Raw genomic sequence first — 6,597 nt, 5'->3', positions numbered from 1 at the left:
AAGCAGTTTTTGCAACCCGCGGCAGCCACCCGGCTCCGAACTAGGTTTTTCTGTTTCAAAAGAACTCATTCGCATCAGCTCTCGCTGACAGCTTAGTTATAATAACACCGCCCAAAGCAAAAGTCAACACCTTTTTTCGAATTTTCTTATTTTTAGAAAAATATAGTTAATTCTGCATATTTTGTATTTTATCTGAATTTTTCAAAAAGGACCGTACGCATCACACGCCGGTCCTTTTTCCACAACTTCCTTCTAATTTTTCCCCACGCGCAGAATCGCATCCTGAATATTTTCCACCGGAATCAGTGCGATTCCACCGATTTTCTCCACGGACTTCATGCAGACAGCAGGCAAAATCACCCGCTCGAAGCCCAGTTTTTTTGCTTCCAGTACACGCTGTTCCGCCATGCTGACGGCGCGGACCTCACCGCTTAAGCCGACCTCGCCAAATACGACCGTTTTCTCATCGATCACCTGATCTTTGTAGCTCGATACGACGGCAAGTGTGATGCCAAGATCGATCGCCGCTCATTCATCTTGATTCCGCCTGCGATGTTGACGTAGGCATCGCTTGTCGAGAGATTGATTCTTGCGCGTTTTTCCAGCACTGCCATCAGCAGGTTCACGCGGTTGAAATCGCATCCTGCTGCGGTGCGGCGCGGGATTCCGAAATTACTGTGGCAGACCAGTGCCTGAATCTCGATCAGGATCGGGCGCGTTCCCTCCATGGAGCATGCGACAACCGAACCGGAAGCTCCCTCCGGCCGTCCGTTCAGCATGTATTCCGATGGATTTTTCACTTCCACGAGTCCCTCTGTCTGCATTTCGAAGACGCCGATCTCATTTGTAGAACCAAAACGGTTTTTGACGCCGCGCAGAATCCGGTAGGACGCATGACGGTCGCCCTCGAAGTACAGCACGGTATCTACCATGTGTTCCAGCACACGCGGGCCGGCCACATTACCGTCTTTTGTCACATGACCGACGATAAAGATCGAAATTCCCATTCCCTTTGCAATCTGCATCAGCACATTCGTCGATTCCCGGACCTGGGATACACTGCCCGGCGCGGAGCTGACCTCCTCGTTGTACATGGTCTGGATCGAGTCGATGACGGCCATCTCCGGCTTCTCTTTTTCCATGACGGCGCGGATGATATCAAGATTCGTCTCGCAGAGCAGGGACAGATTTTCGTTAAATTCTCCGATCCGCACAGCGCGCAGTTTGATCTGGCGCAGGGACTCCTCACCGGAAATGTATAAAACCTGATGTCCTGCTGTGGACAGCATGCGGCACACCTGCAGAAGGAGTGTGGATTTTCCAATTCCCGGATCGCCGCCGACCAGTGTCAGGGAACCCGGCACGATTCCTCCGCCGAGCACCCGGTCGAGTTCTCCGATTCCCGTCGGGATGCGCTCCTCTTTTCCTGTTGAAATTTCCATCAAATGCACCGGCTTTCTGCCCGCCGCGCTGTGATTTCCGATCCCCTGCGTTCCCGCCGGTGTTTTGGCCGCTGTCGGTTCCTCCACAAACGTGTTCCATTCTCTGCACGCCGGACACTGGCCCATCCATTTTGTGGACTCATAGCCGCAGTTCTGGCAGAAAAAGGCTGTCTTTTTTGCTTTTGCCATAGTTGTGTCTCCCTTATAATTGTCAAAAAAAGCTGCCGCACACGTTCTGCGACAGCCTTCTTTTCTTATTTCATCATGCTTTTACGATTTCTACTGCTACATCCTCTGCTTTTTCCAGCTCTACGCTGAAGGAAAGTTTTCCGCCGAGGTTTGTGGTCATGTGGCCAACGTTTACGCCGTCGAGCAGCACCTTGTATTCGGTCTCTGCTTCCATTTCAACGGTGATTTGTGCATCCTCCGGTCCTTCTACTTTGAAGGTCATGCCGCCGTCGAATACGTTCAGATCGGTAACTGCGGTTCCCGGAACGGATTCGTATACGAACAGTCCGTTTTTCTCCAGCTTTGTGATTTCCTTAAAGGTTTTTACTTTATACAGATCTCCTCTGTGCTCAAAATCAGATTTTTTTGCCTTTGCCGCAAGCTCATAATCTCCGAAGCTGATGCCTCCGTCTGCCTCTGTGCGGATTAATTCTTTTACTACTGACATTTGTAAATGCCCTCCTGGTCTTGTCTTTTGTGGTGTTTCGTTTGTTTGTGAAAATCATACCATAATCGAAAAGATTTTACCATATGATTTATGGATTTTTTATATTATTTTTTCTCAAGCACTTTGTTTCAACTCACAGTCGGTATTTTCACGGAGTCTGACATATCGAAAATAGTTCGACTGTGACTTGCCTCATGTCAGTGGAGGATACCGATTCCTCTCCGCCCGCCACTGCCGTTATGTTTCTTTTAACAATTCATCCCACCACTTTAGAAGCGGGGGACTTCTTATCTACTGGTGTTAAAGGTAATCTCTTTCTTACTCATTCCAGCCGCAACGATATCGCCTTTTTTCACTTCTCCGTTCAGGATGGCTTCTGCGAGCGGATCCTCAATTTTGCTCTGGATCGCGCGTTTTAACGGGCGGGCACCGTACTTGCTGTCGAAGCTGTTTTCCACGAGATATTCTTTCACGGTGTCACGGACTTTCAATTCAATGTCCATCTGCTCCTTGCAGCGGCGCTCCAGATCTTTGAGCAGAATCTGCAGAATCTTCTTCATATCCGCCTTGGTAAGCTGATGGAATACAATAATCTCGTCGATTCGGTTCAGGAATTCCGGCTTAAACATCCGTTTGACTTCTTCCATCACCTGGCCCTTCATGTATTCGTAGTCTTTCCGCTCATCTTCTGTCGAAAGGAATCCAAGGCGTTTCGGCGCTACAATGTTCTGTGCTCCGGCATTGGATGTCATGATAATGCAGGTCTGTTTGAAATCAACTTTTCTGCCCTGCGCGTCGGTGATATGGCCATCATCAAGCACCTGCAGCAGAATGTTGAAAACATCCGGGTGCGCTTTTTCGATCTCGTCAAACAGGATCACACTGTACGGGTTGCGGCGCACTTTTTCGGAGAGCTGGCCGCCTTCCTCGTAGCCGACGTATCCCGGAGGGGATCCAATCAATTTGGAGACGCTGTGTTTCTCCATGTACTCCGACATGTCGACGCGGATCAGGGCCTGCTCTGTACCGAAAACTGCCTCGGCGAGTGCTTTGGAAAGTTCTGTTTTTCCGACACCGGTCGGTCCAAGAAACAGGAAGGATCCTGTCGGACGGTTCGGGTCTTTTAATCCGACTCTGCCTCGTTTTACGGCTTTTGCCACAGCTGTCACGGCTTCTTCCTGGCCGACAACACGTTTATGGAGTGTCTGCTCCAGTCTTGCCAGACGTTTCGATTCTCCTTCCGCGAGACGCTGTACCGGAATTTTCGTCCAGGTGGATACGGTTTTTGCGATTTCTTCTTCTGTTACCTGCAGTTTTTTGTTTTTGCAACGGCGTTCAAAGCGTTTTCGGATCTGCTCCAGATCTTTTTCGAGCTCCTGCTGGCGCGCCTGCAGTTCTTTTGCCTGCTCAAAATCGCCGGCACTGATCGCGGATTCTTTTTCTTTCTGTACTTCGAACAGTGTCTGCTCCTCTTTTGCCATGTTGTCCGGCACCTGGTAGCCGGCGAGCTGTACGCCTGCGGATGCCTCATCGATCAGATCGATGGCTTTATCCGGCAGGAAACGGTCGTTGATGTAGCGGACGCTCATTTTTACGGCTGCTTCCAGTGCTTCATCGGTGATTTCCACGCCGTGATGGCGTTCGTAGTATGGACGCAGTCCTTTTAAGATATCAAGTGCTTCGCTTTCCGTCGGTTCTTCTACTTTGACCGGCTGGAAACGGCGCTCCAATGCAGCATCTTTTTCGATGTATTTACGGTATTCTTCCAGTGTTGTTGCACCGATGAGCTGAATTTCTCCACGGGAGAGGGACGGTTTTAAGATGTTGGATGCATCGAGTGCGCCCTCTGCACCTCCGGCTCCGATGATGGTGTGAAGTTCATCGATGAACAGCAGAATGTTTTCATTATCCGTCACTTCTTTGACGACTCGTTTGATGCGCTCTTCGAACTCACCGCGGTATTTACTTCCGGCTACCATTCCCGAGAGGTCAAGAATGACAACACGCTTGTCACGGATGGTTTCCGGCACGATGCCAAGAGCGATGCGCTGTGCAAGGCCTTCGGCAATCGCCGTTTTTCCGACACCTGGCTCTCCAATGAGGCAAGGGTTATTTTTTGTCCGGCGGCTCAGGATCTGAATCACACGCTCAATTTCCTGGCTGCGGCCGACAACCGGGTCGAGTTTTCCTTCACGCGCAAGCTCCGTCAGATCCCGGCTGTACTGATCCAGTGCCGGCGTTTCGCTGGTCTGCGCTCCACCTCTTGTCTGCGGTCCGCGGCCGGTGTTTGTATTTCCGCTTGCACCGCCCTGCAGCGGTGCCTCGCCCATGGCAGTAAGGATTGCTCCATATAGTTTCTGAATGTTGATCCCCATGGTAAAAAGCAAACGGGTAGCAACACAGTCACTTTCTTTTAAGATTGCAATCAGCAGATGCTCGGTTCCCACAGCTCTGCTCTTAAAACGCGCTGCCTCCGCTTCTGCATTTTCAAGCACTCTGCGTACCCGCGGAGTATAGCCCGGTCGGGATTCGGTCACGGTGTTTCCGCCTGGTGCAATCAGACGGTCAATCAGTTCGGTAAGCTGTCCGGCATCTACGTGAAACTCAGAAAGCACCATGCCTGCTGTGCCATCCTCCACGTTCAGAAGTCCGATCAGAAGGTGTTCGGTTCCTACGTAATTATGTCCACATTTTTCAGCTGTCCTAACCGCATATGCCAGTGCTTTTTTTGCCTGACTGGTATATCCTTCTCTCATAATACTATTGTCTCCTTCATGTTTCGTCTGCGTAATTGCTGTAAATTTCATCTACAAGCTGATGTACTTCTTCTTTTGATATATTTTTGCAGACGGCTTTTGCAAGAATCACCTGCAGATCTTCGCGCAGTTCCTGCATGGCATACAGTTTATCCGCATCGATAGAGATAACGGCTCCTTTTCTTCGGTCAATCGAAAGAAGCCCCTCCTGCCGGAGTACGCTGTAGGCCTTATTTACGGTATGCATGTTGATTCCGATATTGTCTGCGAGCTGTCTTACCGAAGGTAGAGTATCTCCTTCCTGAATTCTGGAAGTGGCAATACCCAGAATAATCTGATTTCTCAGCTGGATATAGATCGCTTCATCGCTGTTGAAATCGATCTGTATTGTCTCATAATACATAGTTACACCCTGCTTTCTCGTATCGTTTTGTTATACATATGTTATAACAATTCGCAGACTTTGTCAACAAACGGTTTCCCTACCTGTTTTTCTCGTAGATGATCTGAAGACCTTTCAGGAGCAGATTCTCATCGATGATGATGTCATGTCTGCAGTGCGGAATCACAGCTTTCGCCAGACCTCCGGTAGCCACAATCGTGCATTTGCAGCCAAGTTCTTCTTCCATCCGTTCGATCATGCCGTCGATGCTGGCAGCGTTTCCATAAATCATACCGCCTTTCATACAGTCCAGCGTATTTTTGCCAATGACTTTTTTCGGTGCTGTCAGACTGGTCTGGCTAAGCTGCGCGGCATTTGATACGAGAGCATCCAGCGAAGTACGAAGTCCCGGAAGAATCACGCCTCCGATGAAGCTTCCTTTCTGATCAAGTACACTCATCGTCGTGGCAGTTCCCATATCGATAACAATCTGCGGACATGTGTATTCATTCAGCGCTGCTACTGCTACTACAACAAGATCGCTTCCTGCCGTTGCGGGGTCGTCCAGTTTGATATTAAGCCCGGTCTTCACACCGGGGCCGACAACTTTGACCGGCTTTTTAATCACTTTTTCTGCCGCACTCCGGCAGAGCTCTGTCACCTGCGGAACAACGGAAGAGATGATACCTCCTTCGATCTGCTCCACCGGAATCTCATACAGTTCCAGTACATTTTTCAGGCTGACTGCGTATTCCAGCTCTGTTTTTGCCTTGTCCGTGGAGAGTCTTTCGATGAAGTATGTTTTTTTCCCTTCCACACACCCAAGGACGATGTTCGTGTTGCCGATGTCTATTGCAAGGATCATGATTCAGGTTCCTCCTGTAAAAACTATGAAATGAAATTCTTGTGGTTTTATTATACATGGTGCGGCGCTTTGAGACAAGGAAAAAGACAGCAAGAAAAAGACAATTAAGTCGATTTCATACTGTCTTCTGAATATTTCATTTTGAATTATCTATTCTTGTTGTTCACAAAAATAAATTTTACATCATTCTCAAACGTACGATTTAGCAGAATTTGCCCTAAAAATGTTTGAGTACTATACATTTTTACATCATTCTCAAACCATTACTTACAGATTTAGGGGAGGTGGAAAGTTTGAGTACCATACATTTTTTACATCATTCTCAAACACGCTGGATAATCGCCGAGTCATTATTCAACGTTTGAGTAGACGGCGCTCCTCCTCCAGCTCCGACGGATCATCTCCGGTGATCGTCATGTAGCTCGGGAAAATACCATCCTCCATGCCGGCAAGGAATACGTTCGGGAACTCCAGTC

Annotated in this window: 6 protein-coding genes and 1 pseudogene; all 7 read right to left on the bottom strand. The window is 48.9% G+C overall.

Going from position 1 to position 6,597, the window contains the following annotated elements; genetic code table 11:
• Window positions 1-252: 252 nt before the first annotated feature.
• Window positions 253-474, bottom strand: coding sequence for a magnesium chelatase domain-containing protein (locus DXA55_RS19690; protein WP_330415368.1), 222 nt, complete (start codon window positions 472-474; stop codon window positions 253-255).
• Window positions 471-1,631, bottom strand: coding sequence for a DNA repair protein RadA (gene radA / locus DXA55_RS16670; RefSeq protein WP_330415367.1), 1,161 nt, complete (start codon window positions 1,629-1,631; stop codon window positions 471-473). The genes DXA55_RS19690 and radA overlap by 4 nt, the downstream gene beginning before the upstream one ends.
• Before the next feature lie 73 nt (window positions 1,632-1,704).
• Window positions 1,705-2,118, bottom strand: coding sequence for an endosialidase (locus tag DXA55_RS16665; protein ID WP_117814654.1), 414 nt, complete (start codon window positions 2,116-2,118; stop codon window positions 1,705-1,707).
• A gap of 287 nt (window positions 2,119-2,405) precedes the next feature.
• Window positions 2,406-4,874, bottom strand: a complete 2,469-nt coding sequence (locus tag DXA55_RS16660; RefSeq protein ID WP_117814653.1) for an ATP-dependent Clp protease ATP-binding subunit — start codon at window positions 4,872-4,874, stop codon at window positions 2,406-2,408.
• A 16-nt stretch (window positions 4,875-4,890) separates the two neighbouring features.
• Window positions 4,891-5,277, bottom strand: a complete 387-nt coding sequence (locus DXA55_RS16655) for a GntR family transcriptional regulator (RefSeq protein WP_117510240.1) — start codon at window positions 5,275-5,277, stop codon at window positions 4,891-4,893.
• A 79-nt stretch (window positions 5,278-5,356) separates the two neighbouring features.
• Window positions 5,357-6,121 carry a type III pantothenate kinase gene (locus DXA55_RS16650; RefSeq protein WP_117510241.1) on the bottom strand — a complete coding sequence of 255 codons (765 nt, stop codon included), beginning with the start codon at window positions 6,119-6,121 and terminating at the stop codon, window positions 5,357-5,359.
• A gap of 366 nt (window positions 6,122-6,487) precedes the next feature.
• Window positions 6,488-6,597, bottom strand: a pseudogene (locus DXA55_RS19450) (3'-5' exonuclease); the annotation flags it as partial.

Origin of the sequence: Blautia sp. OF03-13 (assembly GCF_003460685.1) — a bacterium.
Taxonomy (GTDB): Bacteria; Bacillota; Clostridia; order Lachnospirales; family Lachnospiraceae; genus Fusicatenibacter; species Fusicatenibacter saccharivorans.
The sequence above is the reverse complement of the archived record's forward strand: the minus strand, read 5'-3'. Positions and strand labels throughout refer to the sequence as shown.